This window comes from Nostoc sp. FACHB-152, assembly GCF_014697475.1.
Classification (GTDB): domain Bacteria; phylum Cyanobacteriota; class Cyanobacteriia; order Cyanobacteriales; family Nostocaceae; genus Nostoc_B.
The window spans coordinates 37,747-58,046 of sequence record NZ_JACJRV010000009.1 but is presented as its reverse complement, the minus strand read 5'-3'; the positions used below and the strand labels follow the sequence as shown (position 1 = coordinate 58,046).

Here is a 20,300-nt window from a genome sequence, read left to right as displayed (position 1 = left end):
ATGTACAAACTTTTCAATATTGGTCTAAAACAAGCTAGAAATGCTCTAAACTCACAAGGAATCAGGTTTTAAGCTGGCCTAGCCACAGCAATAAATGTAGTTTACGTATACAAAGGTAATATCTGTTACCTTATTTATGTATCGCTGCTCACCTTGACATTTTTTTTGTTTGTGCAAAGTGAACAGAAAAACATATGACAAATTTGATACTTTTTTGTTAAGAATAGTTACAGCACTCGTAACACTAGGAAATATTTCTTATGGTAGACTCCCTTGACAATAAACCACCCCATCAGGTTGTAATTATTGGTGGTGGCTTTGGCGGACTGTACGCTGCAAAGGCACTTGCTAAGGCTAAGGTAGATGTTACCCTGATCGATAAAAGAAACTTTCACCTATTTCAACCACTACTATATCAAGTTGCCACAGGTACACTATCACCAGCTGATATTTCCTCACCCTTGCGTTCCGTACTCAGCAAGAGCAAAAATACAAAAGTATTATTAGGGGAAGTCAATGATATTGACCCCAAAGCGCAACAAGTTTCTTTGGGCGAACAAGTAATACCATACGATACATTAATAGTTGCTACGGGTGCTAAACATTCTTATTTTGGTAAAGATAACTGGGAAGAGTTTGCCCCTGGTTTAAAAACTGTTGAAGATGCGATAGAAATGCGCCGCCGAATTTTCTCGGCGTTTGAAGCAGCAGAAAAAGAAACAGATCCAGAAAAACGCCGGGCTTGGTTAACCTTTGTGATTGTCGGTGGTGGCCCTACCGGAGTGGAATTAGCAGGCGCGATCGCTGAACTAGCTTATCAAACCCTCAAAGAAGATTTCCGCAATATCGACACATCTGAAGCCAGAGTGTTGCTTTTAGAAGGATTGGATCGGATATTGCCACCTTTTGCCCCAGAGTTATCGCAACAAGCAGAAGCATCTTTAGAAAAATTAGGCGTAGTAGTCCAAACAAAAACTTTAGTTACAAACATTGAAAATGATGTTGTCACCCTTAAACAAGGTGATGAAGTCAAAGAGATTGCTGCCAAAACAGTATTATGGGCAGCAGGTGTGAAAGCTTCGCCAATGGGTAAAGTTTTAGCCGAACGCACAGGTGCAGAATGCGATCGCGCCGGACGGGTAATGGTTGAACCTGACTTAAGTATTAAAGGATATCCCAATATTCACGTAGTGGGAGATTTAGCTAACTTCTCCCATCAAAACGGCAAACCCCTCCCTGGTGTTGCACCAGTAGCAATGCAAGAAGGAGAATATGTTGCCACATTAATTAAGCAAAAACTCAAAGGTAAAACTCTATCTGCATTTAAGTATAGCGATCGCGGTAGTTTAGCGATGATTGGCCAGAACTTAGCCGTCGTTGATTTAGGCTTTATGAAACTGAAAGGTTTCTTTGCATGGATATTCTGGCTATTAATTCACATCTACTTTTTAATCGAGTTCGACAACAAACTAATAGTCATGATTCAGTGGGCATGGAACTACGTCACCCGCAAGCGTGGCGCAAGATTGATCACCGGGCAAGAATCGTTGCGAACAGTCGAAAATAGTCAGTATTACAAAGCATCAGATACGAGGCAACCTGTCAACGTTTAGTTTTTGATTTGTCAAAATCGGTAGGTTCAGATTCCCGGCTTTTTGCAAAAGTCGGGAATTTTGTTGTTCATGAATGATCTAGGATGGCTATAGCAGTCTTTAATATTCGTGAACAGCAAGATACCCAACTTCTTTAAGAAGTCGGGTATCTGAAAGCTTACTCATTAAATGTAAGGATAAGAAAATAACTAATGAAAGGTATCGCTTCTGATATTGCATCTATCGTTGGCGAAGAAAACATTGTTTGCCCTTGGGAAAATTTAGAAATCCGTCAGCAAAAATCTATTCAACGGACAACCACATCCGTCAATCCTCCTAGTTGTATTGTCTATCCATCTACACAAGAACAACTGGCCGTAGTCATTGCAACTGCCTACCGTAATCAGTGGCGCGTCCTTCCTTGTGGTAATAGTAGTAAACTTACCTGGGGTGGTTTAGCTAAAAGTGTTGATATCGTAGTTAGTACAGAACGCATCAATCGACTTATTGAACACGCGATCGGAGATTTAACTGTCACAGTCGAAGCTGGAATGAAATTCTCCCATCTCCAAGAAATGTTGGCTAAATCGCGCCAATTTCTCGCCCTTGATCCTACTAACCCAGAAGCAGCAACTATTGGTGGTATTGTTGCCACCGGTGATACAGGTTCTCTGCGCCAACGTTATGGTAGTGTGCGAGATCAGCTATTAGGTATTACCTTTGTCCGTGCTGATGGCCAAATTGCCAAAGCTGGCGGAAGAGTAGTAAAAAATGTGGCTGGCTACGACTTGATGAAGCTATTTACTGGTTCTTACGGTACATTAGGAATTATTAGTCAAGTTACTTTCCGTGTTTACCCTAGCCAAGAAGTATCGGGCAGCGTAGTTTTAACTGGTACAGCCGATGCTATAGCCCAAGCTGCATCTATCCTGCGCAGTTCAGCATTAACACCAACTCAAGCAGATTTACTATCTGCACAACTGGTATCTAACCTAGAGATAGGTAAAGGACTAGGATTAATTGCCCGTTTTCAAAGTATTAGTGAGAGTGTCAAAGAACAATCAAACCGACTTTTGGAAGTAGGGCGAAATTTAGGTTTAGATGGGGCAATATATGCTGATGAAGCTGATGCTAATCTATGGCAGAGATTGCAAAAACAAATCCACTTTCCGTCCACAGAAACTACAATTAGTTGCAAAATAGGAGTATTACCTAGTGCTGCTGTCGAAATTTTGAATCAGGTAAAAATTGGTTTAATTCACATGAGCAGTGGCTTAGGAATGGTGCAATTAGAGGAGCAAAAACAGGCTTTAAAAGTGCGCGATCACTGCCAAGCTAATCAAGGTTTTTTAACTATATTAGATGCACCTGTAACAGTTAAACAAAAATTTGATATTTGGGGATATACAGGTAACGCTTTGCCATTAATGCGCCGCATTAAAGAACAGTTTGATCACAAAAATATTCTAAGTCCAGGTCGGTTTGTCGGTGGAATTTAATTACAAACCACCAAGTTACAGGGATGCAAAGAGGGGAATTATGCAAGTTTCAGACAATTCTGTTAACAATACAGCTAGTTTAAAAAATTTAAAAGGATTTGATGCCAATCATCCGCCCGATCCAAAATTAATTGATACTTGTGTACATTGTGGATTTTGTCTTTCTACTTGTCCTAGTTATCGGGTAATTGGTAAAGAGATGGACTCGCCTAGAGGACGTATCTATTTAATGGATGCGATTAATGAAGGTGAAATTGCCCTTAATACAGCTACAGTCGAGCATTTTGATAGTTGTTTAGGATGTCTGGCTTGTGTTTCAACTTGTCCTTCTGGTGTGCAGTACGACAAGTTAATTTCAGCAACTCGCCACCAAATTGAACGGAATTATCCTCGCAGTTTACCAGATACACTTATTCGCAAACTGATATTTTCACTGTTTCCTAACCCCGACCTTTTAAGAATTTTACTTGTACCATTATTTTTCTATCAAAAGTTAGGAATTTATAAGTTAGTCCAGTCTACGGGAATTCTCAAGAATATATCTCCTCGGTTGGCAGCAATGGAATCAATTCTGCCAAAAATTACCCTCAAAACTTTTCAAGATAATTTACCAGATATTATTCCGGCAAAAGGCAAGAAACGTTACCGAGTCGGCGTGATTTTAGGATGTGTACAACGGCTGTTTTTCTCACCTGTAAATGAGGCGACAGTACGAGTATTAACAGCAAATGGTTGTGAAGTTGTCATTCCTAAATCGCAAGGTTGTTGTGCAGCACTTCCCGAACACCAAGGACAAACAGAACAAGCAAAAGCATTAGCAAGACAGATGATTGATAGTTTTGCTGATACTGATGTTGATTTCGTAATTATCAATGCTGCTGGTTGTGGTCATACATTAAAAGAATACGGTCATATCTTAGAAGATGACCCAGAATATCGGGAAAAAGCGCGAGATTTTGCTGCTAAAGTAAAAGACGCGCAAGAGTTTTTAGCAACTGTTGGCTTAACAGCAAAACTTTCACCACTCACAAATAAACCTTTAACTTTGGTTTATCAAGATGCTTGTCATTTATTACATGGACAAAAAATTAGCTTACAACCGCGTCAGTTATTGCGACAAATTCCAGGTGTAACTTTAAGAGAACCTTTAGATGCGGCTTTGTGTTGTGGTAGCGCAGGTGTTTATAATATGCTGCAACCAGAAGTAGCTGAGGAATTGGGTCAGCAAAAAGTACAGAATTTATTAAATACTGGTGCTGAATTAATTGCTTCTGCTAACCCTGGTTGTACTTTGCAAATTACCAAGCATTTGCAGTTGCAGGGTAAAAATATTTCTGTCATCCATCCAATGGAGTTGTTAGATTATTCCATTCGGGGTGTGAAGTTGAAATTATAACAAGCAGCAAAATTAATTAGACATAAAATGTAGCCAGTAGGGTGTGTTGTCGCGCAGCGCAACGCACCATTTTAATATTAGAATTACGAACCACAGAGGAGCCAGTCGCGTGGGCGGGCTTCCCGACTTGAGAGAACTGGCGTAGAGCAGAGGTCATGGAGATACTGTATATTTAACGTACTAGCGCGTTTATGCAGTTAGTTTTATTTATTCCTATCTCTCATATAACTAGGAACTATCAGCCAATAGCTGAGAAATTATTGTGATTTTGTAACGGTTTTGTTATATTTCTTTACATAACGAGACAAAAGATATCTCACACGCTTTACATTGTAGGCGGCAGACTCAAGCATTGTTTCTCAGTCTCCAATGGAAAAGCCTGTTCAAGCGTGCATTTATTAACCAATGTCAACTGACCCAGTGATTTTTAGGTAAATGAAGATTTGGAAGGCAGGCTGTATGAACGCTGATGAACTTCTCAGACGCTATCAGGCAGGAGAGAGAAATTTTACTCATGTATGCCTGCACTCAGTTAATCTCAGCGAGGTATGTTTAGCTGGGATTAACTTAGATAAAGCAAGCTTAGTGAATGTGACTTTATCTCATTCTAATTTGCGGGGAGCGAACTTAATTGAGGCAAATTTAACTGCGGCTTGTCTTTGGCGAACTAATTTAAGTGGCGCAAATTTAATTTGGGCAAATTTGAAAGCAGCTAATTTGATTCGGGCAAATCTGAATGATGTAGACTTACACAAAGCTGCGCTACAAAAAGCCGACCTGCGTTTAGCACAACTGCAAAAAGCCGACCTCAGTGGTGCAGATTTAAGTGGTGCAGATTTAAGCTATGCAAATCTCAGTGGGGCAAATTTGGCAGGCGCAAATCTTAATAGTGCCAACCTGACTGGGGCAATTTTGAGTAATACAGATCTGAGTTATGCCAGTCTGATTAAAACTATTTTGATTAAAACTGACCTGAGTAGCCTTGATTTATCACAGGTAGATTTGAAAAAAGCTGAGTTGTATGACTGTATGCTGAGTAGATGATTTCTGAGTTACATTAAAACTCTCATATTAACGCTTTTATTACATCTATTAAAACTTGATTTTGCTCATCTGTGCCAACGGTGATGCGGAGTTTATCTAACAGTCCGGGGTGGGGAAAGTAGCGGATGAGGATTTTTTGTTCTTTGAGTTTTTGATAGATAAATTCGGCGTTTCCTTGGGGTGGTTGCACTAGTAAAAAGTTGGTGTGAGAGTCCCAAACTTGGAAGTTTAATTGTTTTAATTCGCTGGCTAGTTGAGTGCGTGAGGCTTTAATTTTAGCTACGCAGGCGTTTTTATAAGCTTGGTCGGTGATGGCGGCTGTGGCAACTGCACAGGCGATCGCATCAATGTTATAACTATCCTTAACTTTAAATAATCCCTGCAACAGCTTGGGATGCGCTACACCAAAACCCAAGCGTAAACCTGCTAAAGAGTAACCTTTAGATAAGGTGCGGATGATTATTACATTCTCGTATTCTTTCACCAAAGTTAAGGCATCCCCTTCAGCAAAATCTACGTAGGCTTCATCAATAACTAAAACCCCAGATAACTGACTGGCGAGTTTTTCTAAGTCTTCAATGGGTACAACATGACCAGAAGGACTGTTAGGTGAAGCAATGAATGTTACCGCACCATTGGCAGCAATTAATTCTGCAATAGGTAATTGATAGTCTTCACTATAGGGAATTTCGACAATATCTGCCGCCTGCATCTCTGTAAGTGTACGGTAAAGGACGTAGGTTGGTGTGGGATAAACTACCTTGCGTCCTGGTTCTGTACAGGCGCGCATGATGACATTTAAAATTTCGTCGCTACCATTACCAACAATAATCCAATCACTCGGTACACCTAAAACCTGACTGGCGGCTTGGCGAAACTCTCCGCCAAAAGGTTCGGGGTAACGCCGTAACCACTCAGCGTCAATGTTTTGTAGTGTGGCTAAAGCTGCTGGTGAGGGAGGGTAAGCATTCTCGTTGCTGTTGAGTTTGATGACTCCAGTACCACGTTTCGGCTGTTCACCAGGAATGTAGCTAGCCATTGCATCAACATTGGCGCGGAAAAAATTGGTCATATGGTGGGGGATAGGTTACAGGTGACAGGTTACAGAGTAAAAAGTCTCGGTAAGAAATGGGTGGATGAGTATTTTAGCTTGTTAATTACTATTCAAGCTAGATTAATGAGGCTTTTTTCTTTATTAATGAGTATTGGAACTCCATTAATGAGGCTTTTTTCTTCATTAATGAGTATTGGAACTCCATTAATGAGGCTTTTTTGCTCATTAATGAGTATTGGAACTCCATTAATGAGGCTTTTTTCTTCATTAATGAGTATCGAAACTCCATGAATGAAGCTTTTTTCTTCATTAATGAGTATCGGAACTCCATGAATGAAGCTTTTTTGCTTCTGTCCGATACTGTCATGCGAGTTTTAGCTTATTTTTGGGAATTCTAACTCTAGAAAAATCTGAAACTGCAAAGAAACAAGAGGCTTTTATGAGCAAATGGAAGATATCTAAGTCACTACAACGGCAATCTCTTCTATTTGCATTTAGCCGCAGTATTTTTCTCTTAAGCAGTATTATATTATTTTCTCATTCAAGTTTGGCAATAACTGAACAGCATCCAGTCAATATTGCACAATTGAAACAGACAAAACCAGCAGATACAACTTCTACTGCTGCTGATGAAGCTTATCAAAAAGCAAAGCAACTATATCAGCAAGGTACAGGAGAGTCTCTACAACAAGCAATTGGATTTTTTGAAAAAGCACTTTTACTATATCGTGAAGCAGGCGATCGCACTTCACAAGCTTTTACTGTAGCGCACCTTGGCAAAATTTACTCCGATTTAGGACAACAGCGCAAAGCACTTGATTATTTAAATCAAGCCTTGGTACTTAGGCGAGAGATAGGAGATAAAAAAGGCGAAACTATTACTCTCAATAACATTGGCAATGTTTACACAGATATAGGCGAACTGCCAAAAGCTTTGGAATATTTTCAGCAAGCTTTATTACTCAAGCGGCAGATGGGAGATAAAGCAGGAGAAGCTATAAGTATTAATAATATTGGCAATGTTTATCTAGAATTAGGAGAACCACAAAAAGCTTTAGATAACTTCGAGCAATCTCTGATTATTAGGCGAGAAGTCAAAGACAAACTAGGGGAAGTTCGGACTCTCAATAACATTGGCGTAGTTTATTTAGAATTAGGAGAACAGCAAAAAGCTCTTGAGTATTTTCAGCAATGTTTGCCATTGTATAAACAAACAGAAGATAAATCAGCCCAATCTCATACACTCAACAATATTGCATCAATCTACTTAAATTCAGGAGACAAACAACAATCTCTTGATTATTTTCAGAAATCTCTAGCTCTCAGACAACTTCTAGGAGACAAATTAGGAGAAGCTAGAACTCTTAATAATATTGGTAGAGTTTATTTAGCTTTGGGAGATAAACAACAAGCTCTTGATTATCTTCAGAAATCCTTACCTTTATTTAAATCTGTAGAAAATAAATTAGGATTAGCTGCTAATCTCAATAATATTGGCTATGTCTATTTAGATGCCAAAGAACAACAAAAGGCACTAGATTATTTTCAGCAATCTCTACCTCTATATCAACAAGTCGGCAATAGAGGCGGAGAAGCTCAGGCTTTATATACCATTGCTACTGCACAACGCAATTTAGGAAATCTCCAAGCAGCCCTAAATAATATTAAAATAGTTATCAATATTATTGAAGACCAACGCACTAAAATTAACTCTCAAGAACTTCGCACATCTTATTTTGCAACAGTTCAAAACTATTATCAATTTTACATTGATTTGCTAATGCAGTTGCATAAACAGCAACCAGCAAAAGGATATGATGCTTTGGCACTTCAAACTAGTGAACGCGCTCGCGCTCGCAGTCTTTTAGAACTTCTGAGTGAAGCAAACGCGGATATTCGCCAAGGTGTAGAGCCAAAGTTACTTTCGCAAGAAAAAAACTTGCAGCAACAACTGGATACTTTAGAAAAACGTCGAATCCAAATATTAAGTGGCGAACCTACGACAGCCCAGGTAGAAGCTTTAGAAACAGAAAGTCAAACACTTTTAGAACAATATCAGCAACTCCAAGCAAAGATTCGTGCTACTAGTCCGCGTTATGCAGCCCTAACTCAACCACAACCTCTTTCTCTGACACAAATTCAGCAGCAAGTACTTGATGATGACACCTTACTTTTAGAATATTCTTTAGGGAAAAATTGCAGTTATCTTTGGCTGGTTACTAATAAAAATATTACTAGTTATGAACTGCCTAAACGTGCAGATATTGAAGCGGTCGTACAAGATTTTCGTCAAGCGATAACTAGCCCACATATTAGAAATAATTCATCGATAAATTCTCTTTCTAAGTTAGTCCTTGCACCAGTAGCAAAACAACTAAAAAATAAACGATTACTAATTGTTAGTGACGGTGCTTTGCAGTATGTACCATTTGCCGCCCTAACTCAACCTAATTTACAAAAAAGTAGCTATAAACCATTGCTACTTAACCACGAAATTATTACTTTACCTTCAGCGTCTACAGTAGCTATTCTCCGACGTGAACAAAAACAGCGTAAATCTGCGGCAAAAACATTAGTTGTGTTGGCAGATCCTATTTTTAGCAGCGATGATGAGCGTATCCAGGGAAAAAGCCAAGTTGTTGCTAACAATAACTTAGAAAGTTTGGCTTTAACTAGATCTGCTAGAGATGCAGATATTAGTTTTGATCGTTTAAATTTTACACGCCAAGAAGCAGAGCAAATTTTGGCTCTTGTTCCTGCTAATAAAGCCAAAGAAGCTGTTGACTTTACCGCTAGTCGTAGCACCGCCACTAGTAATGAGTTGAGTCAATATAGCATTGTACATTTTGCTACTCATGGCATTATTAACAGCAAACATCCAGAACTTTCGGGAATTGTTTTATCTTTATTTGATCAGTCGGGAAAACCACAAAACGGATTTTTACGCCTGCATGATATTTTCAATTTGAAACTGCAAGCAGAACTAGTGGTACTGAGCGCTTGCCAAACTGGACTGGGTGAAGAAGTACAAGGAGAAGGATTAGTTGGGTTAACTAGAGGGTTTATGTACGCGGGGAGTCCGCGAGTTGTAGTGAGTTTGTGGAGTGTAGATGACCAAGCGACATCAGAGTTGATGAAACTATTTTATGAGAAGATGCTCAAAGCAAAATTAAAGCCTGCGGCGGCGTTGCGTGCAGCACAAATTGAAATTTGGCGCAGTCAAAAATACACTGCACCTTATTATTGGGCGGCTTTTACTTTACAAGGTGAATGGAAATAAGGTTATGTTTGCAGTTCGCTAGAATTAGCCTTGGTAGCAAATCGCAGTTGCAAGATTATGACCAAAATTCCGCCAGAAATAATCACACAAGAAGCTGAAATGAGCCATAAGTGGCTAGAGTGGGGACAAAAATTACAAGCGATCGCTCAAATTGGTTTAACTTACAATAACAACCCATATGATATAGAACGTTATCAGCAAGTGCGTCAAATTGCTGCGGAAATTCTTTCAACTTACTCTAATGTTGAAACTAGTTATATCCTTGATTTGTTCAGTGGTGAAGTCGGTTATGCCACGCCAAAAGTAGATGTCCGCGCTGCTGTGTTTCAATCAGATAAAATTCTCTTAGTTAAAGAAAAAGAAGATGGTTGCTGGACATTACCAGGCGGATGGGCAGATATAGGTGATTCGCCCAGTGAAGCTATTGTTCGAGAAGTATATGAAGAATCTGGATATCAGACACGAGTTGTTAAATTAGTCGCTGTTTACGATCGCAATCACATTCGTCATGGACATCCACCACTGGCACACCATGTTTACAAGCTGTTTTTTCAGTGCGAATTGATCGGTGGAATGCCAAAAGCAAGTTATGAAACCGAGGAAGTTGCCTTTTTCGGAGAACAAGAAATTCCAAACTTGTCGCTTACTCGTGTTGTGCCATCGCAAATTACTCAATTGTTTGAATATTACCGCGATCCAAATAAGCCAACAGATTTTGATTAATGAAGCGTGAAGTGGGCAATTCACACGCCAGTGAGAGAGTCTAGCGACCGAATGCCATACCCCACCCTAACCCTCCCCTTGGAAAGGGGAGGGAACAATTTCCCCCCTTTCCAAGGGGGGATTAAGGGGGGTAATTGGACTTGTGTTGACACTTTAACTCTGTCACCTGTTGCCTATTGCCTATTGCCTATTGCCTATTGCCTTTTATCAGAAATTAAACTAGAGATCGCTTGCACTAATTTTTCTGGATCTACTGGTTTAGATAAGTGCTTTTGAAACCCTGCGGCTAAGGCTTGTTGTTGGTTAGCTTCACCAGCATAGGCAGTTAATGCGATCGCTGGTATCTCTCCGCCTTGCTGTTTTGTCCAAGTTCTTACCTCACGGATAAAGGTGTAGCCATCCATCTCTGGCATCGCAACATCACACACGAGAATATCTGGCTGAAATTGTGGCCAAATTTCTAAGGCTTCAATTGCTGATGCGGCGGCGGTAACTTCCGCACCATATTGCTGAATCATAAAAACAAGAAATTCTCGTGTATCAGGTTCATCCTCAACTGTTAGCACCCGCACACCGCGCAAATTTATCGAGTCTTGGGCTACAGGTTGGTTTGAATTTGTTTGTGCAACTGTAGTGATAAACGGTAATTTAACTGTAAAGGTAGCTCCTTGGTCTTCTCCGAGACTATCAGCACCAACTGTACCGCCGTGCATTTCTACAATGTGACGCACGATCGCTAATCCTAATCCTAAACCGCCAAACTTGCGGGTTGTGGCACTATCGGCTTGGCGAAAAGTTTCAAATACATAAGGTAAAAACTCTGGTGTAATGCCTTTGCCGGTATCACTAACTTGAATCTGGGTATAGTTAGAGGCAGATTCAAGTTTGACTTTTATCTCACCACCAACAGGAGTAAACTTCACTGCATTAGACAGCAAATTCCACACCACCTGTTGCAAACGACTGGCATCACCCATAAACGGCTGCACATCTGGTGCAATCTCGGTATGAATCTCTATCGATTTAGCTTCTGCGGCTAACCTCACGGTTTCTTTGGCGGCGGCAATAGTTGTAGCTAAATCCACCTGAGAAATATTTAGGGTTAATTTGCCTTGCAGAATGCGAGAAACATCTAATAAATCGCCAATTAGTTGAGTTTGTAATTGGGCATTACGTTCAATTGTTTCTAATGCGATCGCTTTTTTCTCTTCATCTAGTTGGCGAGTCCGCAGCAATTTTACCCAACCAAGAATCGGATTTAGTGGCGTTCGCAATTCATGAGATAACACTGCCAAAAATTCATCTTTGATGCGGTTGGCAGTTTCAGCAACTTCTCGTGCTGCTTGTTCACGTTGGAGTAACTCTTCGCGTTCTTCTTCGGCTCGCCTGCGTGCTGTGACATCAATTGCGACTCCTCCCACCAGAGATTGCCCAGATAAATCAGTAATGGGGAATTTATACACGAGAAACTCGCCGATTGTGCCATCCAAACGCGGTGCTGTTTCAATTGTCTCTAAAACTTGATTACTTTGAGCGACTGTTCTGATGTTGTTTAAATATTGCGTGGCAAACTCAGCATCATACAGTTCATATACATTTTTACCGATCGCATCTTGAGTAAACAGTCCAAATGTCTTGACATAAGTTGGGCTAAGGTAAATAATTTGACCGTTTACATCTGAAATCCAAGAGGCAGCAGGACTATGTGCCATGAAAGCCTGAAAGCGTTCCTCACTTTCACGCCGCACCTCTTCGGCTTGCTTGCGTTCACTAATGTCAATGTTTACTCCTAAAAATCGCTCGGCAAGTCCTGTGGCATCTCGGATAATTTGCCCTTTTGATGCTAACCATATAACTGTGCCGTCATTACGAATAATGCGGAATTCGTCGTAATATTCATCACTTTCAGCCAAGGCTTTTTCCACCTTTTCCATCACCCGTGAGCGATCTTCAGGATGGATGAAACTTACCCACGGTTTCAAGCCTGGTTCTTCTGTACCTACTTCCAATCCTAAAATATCCCAAATTCCTTCCGACCAAGAAACCTCATTGTTAGATAAATGCCATTCCCAAGTGCCAATTTTTCCTGCCCGTTGTGCCAACCTTAACCTTTGTTCGCTTTGTCGCAGTGCTTCCTCTGTACGTTTGCGTTCGCTAATGTCGCGCGATACTGCAATCACACCAGCGATGGCTTGCTCCCGATTGTATAGAGGAGCCAAAATATATTCGTAACAATGCAGCCCATCCACGGCAGTATATTCTGTCTCTGCCCTGAAGGGTTGCCCTGTTGCCATCACTTGTTCGCGTTGGCTATCTAGCTGTTGCATTGTAGTCAAAGATTCCGGGGCAAAATCAAGTTCTTGCCAAGCCTTGCCTACCATTTCCTCTGGTTTCCAGCCCAAAACGGCAGCACCATCTCCACTAACATATTGATAACGACCATCCCGATCAAAAATGAAAATGTGATCTACCGAGGCAGAAAGAATGGCATTTAAAATATTAGCTTGGTGTTGCACCTGACTCATTAACTGATGTGTGCGTGCTTCTGCCTGTTTGCGTTCAGTAATATCTAAAAACGCAGCTACCGCACCTCTGGCATTACCTTGCTCATCGACTAAAGGGGCAGCATAACCAAACAAATTAAATATTTGACCATCGCCCCGGACAATATCAACTTCTGTGCCTTTGACTTCTATATTATTTAGGGCAGCATAGCGTAGCGGAAATTCTTCTGGTAAGAGTTCCTTGCCATCGCGCAAAATTTTATATGAAGGGCGATCGCCACTTGCTGGAGTGTAAGAAGCATTAGCTTTTGATGCAAGTCCCAAAATCTCAGCAAATGCTGGGTTTGCTCGTACCTCTTGGAAATCCAGACTGGGAGTAATGATAATCCCGATGGGAATTAATTTAAACAGAGTTTCTATGTCTTGGTTCAAAGAAGCGATCGCTTCTTCCCGCCTTTCGAGTGCCGCAGCCATTTCATCAATTGCTTGCGCTAGTTGACCAACTTCTCCCGATAAATGAGCAAGTCCAGTACGTGCGTTTAATTTACCACTGCCTAAAGTCTGGGTTGTTTGGATTAAAGAGTTTATCTGCCTGAGAAAGAAAACATCTCCACCAACCCAAGCAGCAATTAACGCCAAAATAGTTACTGCACCTAAACTGACTAAATTACAGATTAATAAACCATTAGCCTCTGACAATATTTGAGATGTCGGAATACCAATTCTCACATATGCATCCGGTTGCAGTGGGTTTTCACCCAACGAAACAAAAGCAAACATTCGACGCACACCATCAAGGCTATTCACTTCATAGACACCTTCTCCACCAATTGTCATTTTGTTGAAGGCATCCTGTGATATTGACTTTCCTACCCAAATTTGCGAATCAGGATAGCGAACTAATAGTGTTCCTTTATGATCAACTAAACTCAGGACTGAATCTGGGGGCATCTTGATTTGCGCCGCTAATTGATTCAAATGAGCTAAATCAACCGCCGCCACGACTATAGTTTGCACTTGCCCAGCTTTGTCGAGAATGGGGTAAGCAAAATTTATGGTTGCTCTTTTAGCGAGCCGACTTATTTGATAATTACCTACTGCAAATTTGCGGGTTTGCAAAGCAAGTCGAAAATAACTACGGTCTGCTACATTTACCGAGCCAGAATCAGGAATTGCACTGCAAATTAGGTTTCCTTTGGTATCCGAAACAACAAAGTTAGCGTAAATAGAATCCTGTTTGAGGATATCTGCTAGGAGTTGATTACATTCTGCTGAGTTATTTTGCCGGACAACTGGCAACTGTGCCAATACTTTTAAAAGTTGACGTGTGATTTCAAAAGTCTGCCTTTGGTTATTAGCTGCTAATCTTGCTAGCCGTAATGTATTTTCTTGTGCCTCTGTAATGGCAGTACGCCGTTGTTCTGAAGCGGTGTAAAAAATTAGCCCTAATGCTGGAACTACAGCTAAAAGGACGAGAAGAATTAGACGAGTACGAAGGCTGGATAAGAGTCGGCTATTTAACCAAGAGCGCATTATGATTTAGTTTGGCTTTCTACATATAATTTTGAACCAAAATCTAAAACCCTAAAGTTAGTCGGATTTTGCGATCGCTTGCCTGCTTAGGATCTAACCATCTGGAATTTCGCTTGTAAATCGGAGCATAACATACCCAAGATTTTGAATTAACTCTCCCAAGGGGTAATATCGTGTCCGGTAAAAGACTTCTCATTCAGACCGCAGGGGTGCAGGGGAGAGGGTTTGAAGTTTTTACCCAAAATTTCAATTGTGTAACTTGTAAGGACAAAAGCTTAGAGGTTGTTTGAAAAGCGATTGGAAATCGCGGCTACACAGACGAAACCCACCTACGTGGGTTTGAAAACCTTGATTTTGTGTTAGTCCACGCAGGTGGACTTTGCTTGTGTAGTAGCGAAGTCTATTCGCTTTTCAAACATCTTCTTAGGCAAGGTTAAGCTAAATTTTTTTAGGTAAATTTTATTAAATGTTTAAGTCTTAAATTTCCTTGCATTTTTCAGGGCAATTGTTTCAACATAAAAGCATGGTCATCTGGTAATTAAACTCAAAATTTTCCGAATGTATGAAATATGAACTATTTCTGCCATTGATATCTTTCTTGGCTGTAGGAAACATCATGGCTTTTAGCAACCCTGTCCAGAGTGCGACAATCACTTATCAAGGTATAGCAGGCGGTACTTTACCAAATGTTGTCTGTCCTCGTCGAACGCTCATAGTAACTAACACCTGTGGAGTAGGTATAGCTTTTCGTTCTATTATTGTAGATATTGCACATTCCAATGCATTTGTTTCAGTTTCTAACCCTTTCAAATTAAATAACAGCACCCCATCAATCTCTGAAGATTTAACTTTCGATAAGACACAAAATTGGGTATTTACTGTACCAAATAGATATACTTTTGTGCCTGGTGGTAGTGTAAGTATATATACTGTAGCTGCTGTTCCTGAACCTCAACCTGTTAGCTTGATTGGTTTATTGTCTGCTTTAAGTTTAGATGCGTTATTCAACAGAAAAATTCAAAAGAAATGAGTCTAGACAAATGTAAGGTGCGTTGTTGTTTAGTGCAACGCACCAGGAACTTATTTTTATTTTAATATTCCCCATTACTACCTATAAATGTAAAATTCCGCGGCCATTTTCGGCGAATTCATCAATATTTTGCAGTGATAATTCATGATTTGTCATTTCTTGCAACATAGCTAAAGGTAATGTCAAATGATGCGCGCCAGCTTGTAAAGATGCGACAGCTTCTTCGGGAGATTTAATACTAGCTGCCATAATTTCTGTGTTGCTTCCAGCTACAACACGCGCCATTTCTCGCACTAAAGCTACTCCATCACCTAAAAGTCTAGTGGCTCGATTGACATAAGCGATCGCATATTTTGCCCCAGCTTCTTGAGAAACGGCTGCTTGCGCTGCACTATATATAGCTGTGACTGCACAAGGAATTTCTGACGCTAGTTCAGCTACTACCTGAAAACCAACCAAAGAGGCGGGAATTTTTAAAACAGTTTGTTTTCCTATCAGTTTAAAAGCAGCCCTTCCTTCTGCTACCATCTCTTCAAATTCATCTGCTATCAACTGATAAAATACTGGGCCTGTGGTCAATTCTGCCAGCTGTTTGAGTGTAGTCTCGGCTGGTAATGGGCTTTTGGCTAATAATGTTGGGTTAGTAGTGATGCCTTTTACCCAACCTAATTTTCTAGCAGCTTCTGCTTCCGCCGCGATCGCTGAGTCCAAAAATAAGCTCACTGAATCTTTTTTCCTTAATATGCTATCGCTGGCATCATACCAATTTTGGCTTCCTTTATTCTGTCACCTGTCACCTGTTACCTTTCATAACTTATAGCCAAACCGACGTAGTATCTCCTGACGCGCTTTGACATCCGCCTCTGTTTCAATGCCTTTGGGAGAAAAACCATCAATTACACCCATAATTCCTCTGCCTTGGTCAGTTTCCGCCACAATTACCTGCACTGGGTTAGCTGTAGCGCAATAAATCGTGCAGACTTCAGGACACTGCTTAATTGCATTGAGAAAGTTAATCGGATACGCCTCTTTTAACAAAATTATAAAACTATGACCTGCGCCAACAGCTTGAGCATTTTGAGTGGCGATTTCTTGTAAAGAGCGATCGTTACCCACAATTCTAATTAAACATGGCCCCGATGCTTCACAGAAGGCAATGCCAAATTTCACTTGTGGGGATGTACCCACCATAATTTCGTACAAGTCTTCTACAGTCTTAATAAAGTGGGTTTGCCCCAAAATCAAGTTGCAACCCTCTGGAATTTGCAATTCTACTGCTTTGAGTTCCATGTTGTTTTCCTCTGATAATTCAGAACTCAACAATGTTGTGATGCCACTATTTTTCTATTTTTTGCAGCACAAAACGCCAGAAGTACACATTTCCTAACTTTGAGATGAGGTAGGGCGTGTTGTGGTGTAGCTTAACGCAACGAAGTATTCAAGTCGATATTTAACCATCAGCTGCTACATCGGAGCCGTTGAAGAGTGCAAGCACGGATAAATGTAGCAGTCAATACTTTCTTGGATCATACACACCATATATATTTCAAAATAACATATATCTACAGATGGAAAAATCATCTACCTTAAGATACAATTGCTTCCATTTCCTACATGAAAATTTTTCAAAAGCCCAACTATCAATTACAAAACTTTTCATGTTTTTTAGATACAACAATCTTTTGTCTGACCACAGTAAATTTACACAAAAGGTCAGCCTTAAGTATTGAAGAAGTCTTGGATAAGCTGACTGAATCACTACACATGATTCCAACAGTTTTTCTCCGACACTAACCACTTCATAACCAACGCTAAAGGATGAAACACTGGATCTCCAAATTAGCAATCTGTATTATATTGCTATATAATTTTTTTCTAAACAATAGTTGGGCAACAGCAAATCAACTTTCAGAACATGATGTTCAGCAATTCAACCCCATCCCAGTAGTTGAAAATTTAGCTATTGCTAATAATCTGGGAGAGACTAAAAAAGAAGACTTTCGCCGATACCGTGACATAGTTAGAGGGGGGAATAAGCAAGAAGGACTATTCACACTTTATAGTAATGAAGAATCTGGCAAAGTTTATTTAGAAATTAAACCAGAACAGCTAAATAAAAGTTATCTAGCAACAGTAACTTTAGAATCAGGTGTTGGTGAAAGTGGGATTTATAGTGGATTAAACCTAGCTGATTTTTTGTTTTATTTTAAACGCGTAAATAGTAACTTGCATTTTGTAATTCAGAATGTCAAATTTCGGATAAAATCTGGTGAACCAGAACAGCGATCGCTTGCTCGTTCATTTAGCGATTCAGTACTTTATTCATTAGATATAGCTAATATTGATCCACATAGTAAAAATATTTTAATTAACCTAGAAGATTTGCTGTTGGAAGATTTTCCAGACTTAACTTCTTTACTAAAGTACTCGTTACAGGCTGATTATAGATTAGATAAAAATAAATCTTATTTTGGTGATGTCAACAGTTTTTCTGAAAACGTAGAGATTGATTCAATTTATGGTTTTTCCTCACCAGAAGGTGCAAATTTAGTCACCTTACCTGATAACCGCGCTCTGAGCCTCAAAGTTCATTATAGTTTTTCTCAACTGCCAGAAAACAACGGTTATATTCCCAGAATTGCTGATGACAGAGTAGGATATTTTCTGACTGCTTTTCAAGACTTTTCTCAGAATAATATTCAAGAACCCTTTGTTCGTTATATTAATCGTTGGCATTTAGAACCATCTGACCCTAACGTACCTTTATCTCCACCTAAAAAGCCAATTGTATTTTGGATTGAAAATGCTGTCCCACCTATCTATCGAGATGCAATTCGTGAAGGCGTTTTGATGTGGAATCAAGCATTTGAAAAAGCCGGATTTCAAAATGCGATTGAAGTGCGTCAAATGCCAGATGATGCTGAATGGCATCCAGCAGATGTGCGCTATAACACTATTCGCTGGTTCAATTCTTTAGATGCAGGTTTTGCTAGAGGGCCGATGCGGGTTAACCCACTCACTGGCGAAATCTTAGATGCAGATATTATTGTTGATGCCAATATGGTGCGCTCAATTGGGCAAGAATATCATGCACTGATAGGGGCTGCGTCAATGTGTCAAGCAGAAGTTAGGGGGCAGAGGCGCAGAGGCGCAGAGGCGCAGGGGGGCATTTATGATGAAACTCATTTTTTACCCTATTCCCCACACCTAACTCCCCACTCCTCTTTACCAATGTCTGCATCAGAGTTTTGTTATGGTGCAGAATCTACAGATCAAGTAGCTATGGGAGCATTAGCATTATCCCTGCTACAAAATACTAAACCCAATAGTGAAACGATGAAGGAGTATGTAGATCAATATTTACGTTCTGTAATTGCCCATGAAGTTGGACATACTCTCGGTTTACGGCACAATTTTCATGGCAGCACCATGTTATCGCCCCAAGAGTTAAATAACACGGAAATTACCCATACCAAAGGTTTAGCGGGTTCGGTGATGGATTATTTACCCGTGAATATTGCACCTCAGGGAGTAAAACAAGGTGAGTATTTTCCTAGTGTTGTTGGGCCTTATGATGAATGGGCGATTCAATATGGGTATCAAAAAATCCCTGATGTAGTAGGTGAGGTAGTCACGCCGGAAGCAGAAAAAAGCTTTTTAGAAGAAATTGCGTTAGCATCGCCGCAGCCAGAATTATCTTATGCAACTGATGAAGATATCCGCGACATCAACCCACTAGCAAATCTTTGGGATATGAGTAGTGATGTACTGGTTTATTCTCAATGGCAAATGGACAACGCCCGTATGATGTGGCAACGTCTTGATGAGAGTGATTTACCAAGGGGAGAAAGCTATAGTAGCTTACGCGTCTTATTTAATCGAGTGCTGAGATACTATTTTCGTAATGCTAGTTTACTTGCTCAGTATATTGGTGGACAATCATTTCGGCGACTTCATACTGGTGATGAAAGTTCTTGGGCTTTTGTACCCGTTACGCTATCACAGCAACGTCAGGCTTTAGCAAAGTTGCAAGAGTATGTCTTTGCTGAAGATGCTTTTAGTTTCTCACCACAATTGTTAAATCAGCTTGCACCGTCGCGCTGGCAACATTGGGGAAGCCCTATACCTCACAGCCGCCTTGATTATCCCATACACGATCGCATTCTTAGTTTTCAGAGTGCCATATTACGATCGCTTTTAGATAGCGATCGCCTTAATCGTCTAAGAGATGTAGAATTAAAAACTCAACCTGGGCAAGCACTTTCTCTGCCAGAGTTATTTGACACCCTGCAAACAGGCATTTGGACAGAAGTTTTAACCCCAGAACAACCAAAATCAATTTCTAGCATTCGCCGTTCATTGCAACGAGAACATCTCAATCTTTTGTTAGAAATGGTGTTGAATAATCATGATGAGTTAGAAGACGGCCGAACATTAGCTTGGTACCAATTGCAGCAACTGCAAAAAGCAATTGACACCAAGCTGAAACAATTTGGCACAACATTAGATATTTACACAGTAGCCCATTTAGAATTTGCAGGCGATCGCATTACGAAAGCGTTAAACGCGCAGTTGGTTTCTAGGTAAAGGCTGAAGTAGGGTGTATTATATACTGTTTAGTTTATATAGTTAGCGAGTTCTAGCT

The 20,300-nt window shown here is 40.3% G+C and carries 13 protein-coding genes; 8 read left to right on the top strand and 5 right to left on the bottom strand.

Features of this window, described 5'->3' with window-relative positions; genetic code table 11:
* Window positions 1-260: 260 nt before the first annotated feature.
* The 3 genes from H6G76_RS10345 to H6G76_RS10335 all read left to right on the top strand — a co-directional run bounded on the left by H6G76_RS10345 (window position 261) and on the right by H6G76_RS10335 (window position 4,487).
* The gene (locus H6G76_RS10345) at window positions 261-1,613 is read left to right on the top strand and encodes an NAD(P)/FAD-dependent oxidoreductase (RefSeq protein ID WP_190699365.1); all 1,353 of its coding nucleotides are present in this window, start codon (window positions 261-263) and stop codon (window positions 1,611-1,613) included.
* A 191-nt stretch (window positions 1,614-1,804) separates the two neighbouring features.
* A complete protein-coding gene (locus tag H6G76_RS10340; RefSeq protein WP_190699363.1) occupies window positions 1,805-3,091 on the top strand; it encodes an FAD-binding oxidoreductase in 1,287 nt (428 codons plus the stop codon).
* 40 nt (window positions 3,092-3,131) lie between these two features.
* A complete protein-coding gene (locus H6G76_RS10335) occupies window positions 3,132-4,487 on the top strand; it encodes a (Fe-S)-binding protein (protein WP_190699361.1) in 1,356 nt (451 codons plus the stop codon).
* 16 nt (window positions 4,488-4,503) lie between these two features.
* On the opposite strand, the gene H6G76_RS10330 is transcribed toward H6G76_RS10335, so the two are convergent.
* The gene (locus H6G76_RS10330) at window positions 4,504-4,644 is read right to left on the bottom strand and encodes a hypothetical protein (RefSeq protein ID WP_190699358.1); all 141 of its coding nucleotides are present in this window, start codon (window positions 4,642-4,644) and stop codon (window positions 4,504-4,506) included.
* Between the two features lie 302 nt (window positions 4,645-4,946).
* Here H6G76_RS10330 and H6G76_RS10325 point away from each other — a divergent pair, with 302 nt between their 5' ends.
* Window positions 4,947-5,531, top strand: coding sequence for a pentapeptide repeat-containing protein (locus H6G76_RS10325; RefSeq protein ID WP_190699356.1), 585 nt, complete (start codon window positions 4,947-4,949; stop codon window positions 5,529-5,531).
* Between the two features lie 22 nt (window positions 5,532-5,553).
* Here the strand turns inward: H6G76_RS10325 and hisC are convergent, their stop codons facing one another.
* Window positions 5,554-6,603 (bottom strand): histidinol-phosphate transaminase, encoded by a 1,050-nt coding sequence (gene hisC, locus H6G76_RS10320; protein WP_190699354.1) that lies wholly within the window; start codon window positions 6,601-6,603, stop codon window positions 5,554-5,556.
* Window positions 6,604-7,024: 421 nt separating this feature from the next.
* On the opposite strand from hisC, the gene H6G76_RS10315 reads away from it, so the two are divergent.
* Together H6G76_RS10315 and H6G76_RS10310 are read left to right on the top strand one after the other, a co-directional pair.
* Complete coding sequence (locus H6G76_RS10315) at window positions 7,025-9,865, top strand: CHAT domain-containing tetratricopeptide repeat protein (protein ID WP_190699351.1); 2,841 nt, start codon at window positions 7,025-7,027, stop codon at window positions 9,863-9,865.
* A 99-nt stretch (window positions 9,866-9,964) separates the two neighbouring features.
* Window positions 9,965-10,588: an NUDIX hydrolase gene (locus H6G76_RS10310; RefSeq protein ID WP_190699644.1), complete on the top strand. Its 624-nt coding sequence runs from the start codon at window positions 9,965-9,967 to the stop codon at window positions 10,586-10,588.
* Between the two features lie 194 nt (window positions 10,589-10,782).
* On the opposite strand, the gene H6G76_RS10305 is transcribed toward H6G76_RS10310, so the two are convergent.
* Entirely contained in the window at window positions 10,783-14,625 is a 3,843-nt protein-coding gene (locus H6G76_RS10305; RefSeq protein WP_190699348.1) for a PAS domain S-box protein, read from the bottom strand.
* 562 nt (window positions 14,626-15,187) lie between these two features.
* Here H6G76_RS10305 and H6G76_RS10300 point away from each other — a divergent pair.
* The gene (locus H6G76_RS10300) at window positions 15,188-15,655 is read left to right on the top strand and encodes a hypothetical protein (RefSeq protein WP_190699346.1); all 468 of its coding nucleotides are present in this window, start codon (window positions 15,188-15,190) and stop codon (window positions 15,653-15,655) included.
* A gap of 81 nt (window positions 15,656-15,736) precedes the next feature.
* Here H6G76_RS10300 and H6G76_RS10295 read toward each other — a convergent pair whose 3' ends face one another.
* The gene (locus H6G76_RS10295; protein ID WP_190699342.1) at window positions 15,737-16,378 is read right to left on the bottom strand and encodes a transaldolase family protein; all 642 of its coding nucleotides are present in this window, start codon (window positions 16,376-16,378) and stop codon (window positions 15,737-15,739) included.
* A gap of 84 nt (window positions 16,379-16,462) precedes the next feature.
* Window positions 16,463-16,945 carry an adenosine-specific kinase gene (locus tag H6G76_RS10290; RefSeq protein ID WP_190699339.1) on the bottom strand — a complete coding sequence of 161 codons (483 nt, stop codon included), beginning with the start codon at window positions 16,943-16,945 and terminating at the stop codon, window positions 16,463-16,465.
* Window positions 16,946-17,473: 528 nt separating this feature from the next.
* Here H6G76_RS10290 and H6G76_RS10285 point away from each other — a divergent pair.
* Window positions 17,474-20,242 (top strand): zinc-dependent metalloprotease, encoded by a 2,769-nt coding sequence (locus tag H6G76_RS10285; RefSeq protein WP_190699337.1) that lies wholly within the window; start codon window positions 17,474-17,476, stop codon window positions 20,240-20,242.
* The last annotated feature ends 58 nt before the right edge of the window (window positions 20,243-20,300 follow it).

Coding starts and splice junctions, on each gene's coding strand:
- H6G76_RS10335 (WP_190699361.1), top strand. CDS start 3,132: ATGCAAGTTTCAGACAATTCTGTTAACAATACAGCTAGTTTAAAAAAT.
- H6G76_RS10290 (WP_190699339.1), bottom strand. CDS start 16,945: ATGGAACTCAAAGCAGTAGAATTGCAAATTCCAGAGGGTTGCAACTTG.
- H6G76_RS10325 (WP_190699356.1), top strand. CDS start 4,947: ATGAACGCTGATGAACTTCTCAGACGCTATCAGGCAGGAGAGAGAAAT.
- H6G76_RS10285 (WP_190699337.1), top strand. CDS start 17,474: ATGAAACACTGGATCTCCAAATTAGCAATCTGTATTATATTGCTATAT.
- H6G76_RS10310 (WP_190699644.1), top strand. CDS start 9,965: ATGAGCCATAAGTGGCTAGAGTGGGGACAAAAATTACAAGCGATCGCT.
- H6G76_RS10345 (WP_190699365.1), top strand. CDS start 261: ATGGTAGACTCCCTTGACAATAAACCACCCCATCAGGTTGTAATTATT.
- H6G76_RS10300 (WP_190699346.1), top strand. CDS start 15,188: ATGAAATATGAACTATTTCTGCCATTGATATCTTTCTTGGCTGTAGGA.
- H6G76_RS10340 (WP_190699363.1), top strand. CDS start 1,805: ATGAAAGGTATCGCTTCTGATATTGCATCTATCGTTGGCGAAGAAAAC.
- H6G76_RS10305 (WP_190699348.1), bottom strand. CDS start 14,625: ATGCGCTCTTGGTTAAATAGCCGACTCTTATCCAGCCTTCGTACTCGT.
- hisC (WP_190699354.1), bottom strand. CDS start 6,603: ATGACCAATTTTTTCCGCGCCAATGTTGATGCAATGGCTAGCTACATT.
- H6G76_RS10330 (WP_190699358.1), bottom strand. CDS start 4,644: ATGACCTCTGCTCTACGCCAGTTCTCTCAAGTCGGGAAGCCCGCCCAC.
- H6G76_RS10315 (WP_190699351.1), top strand. CDS start 7,025: ATGAGCAAATGGAAGATATCTAAGTCACTACAACGGCAATCTCTTCTA.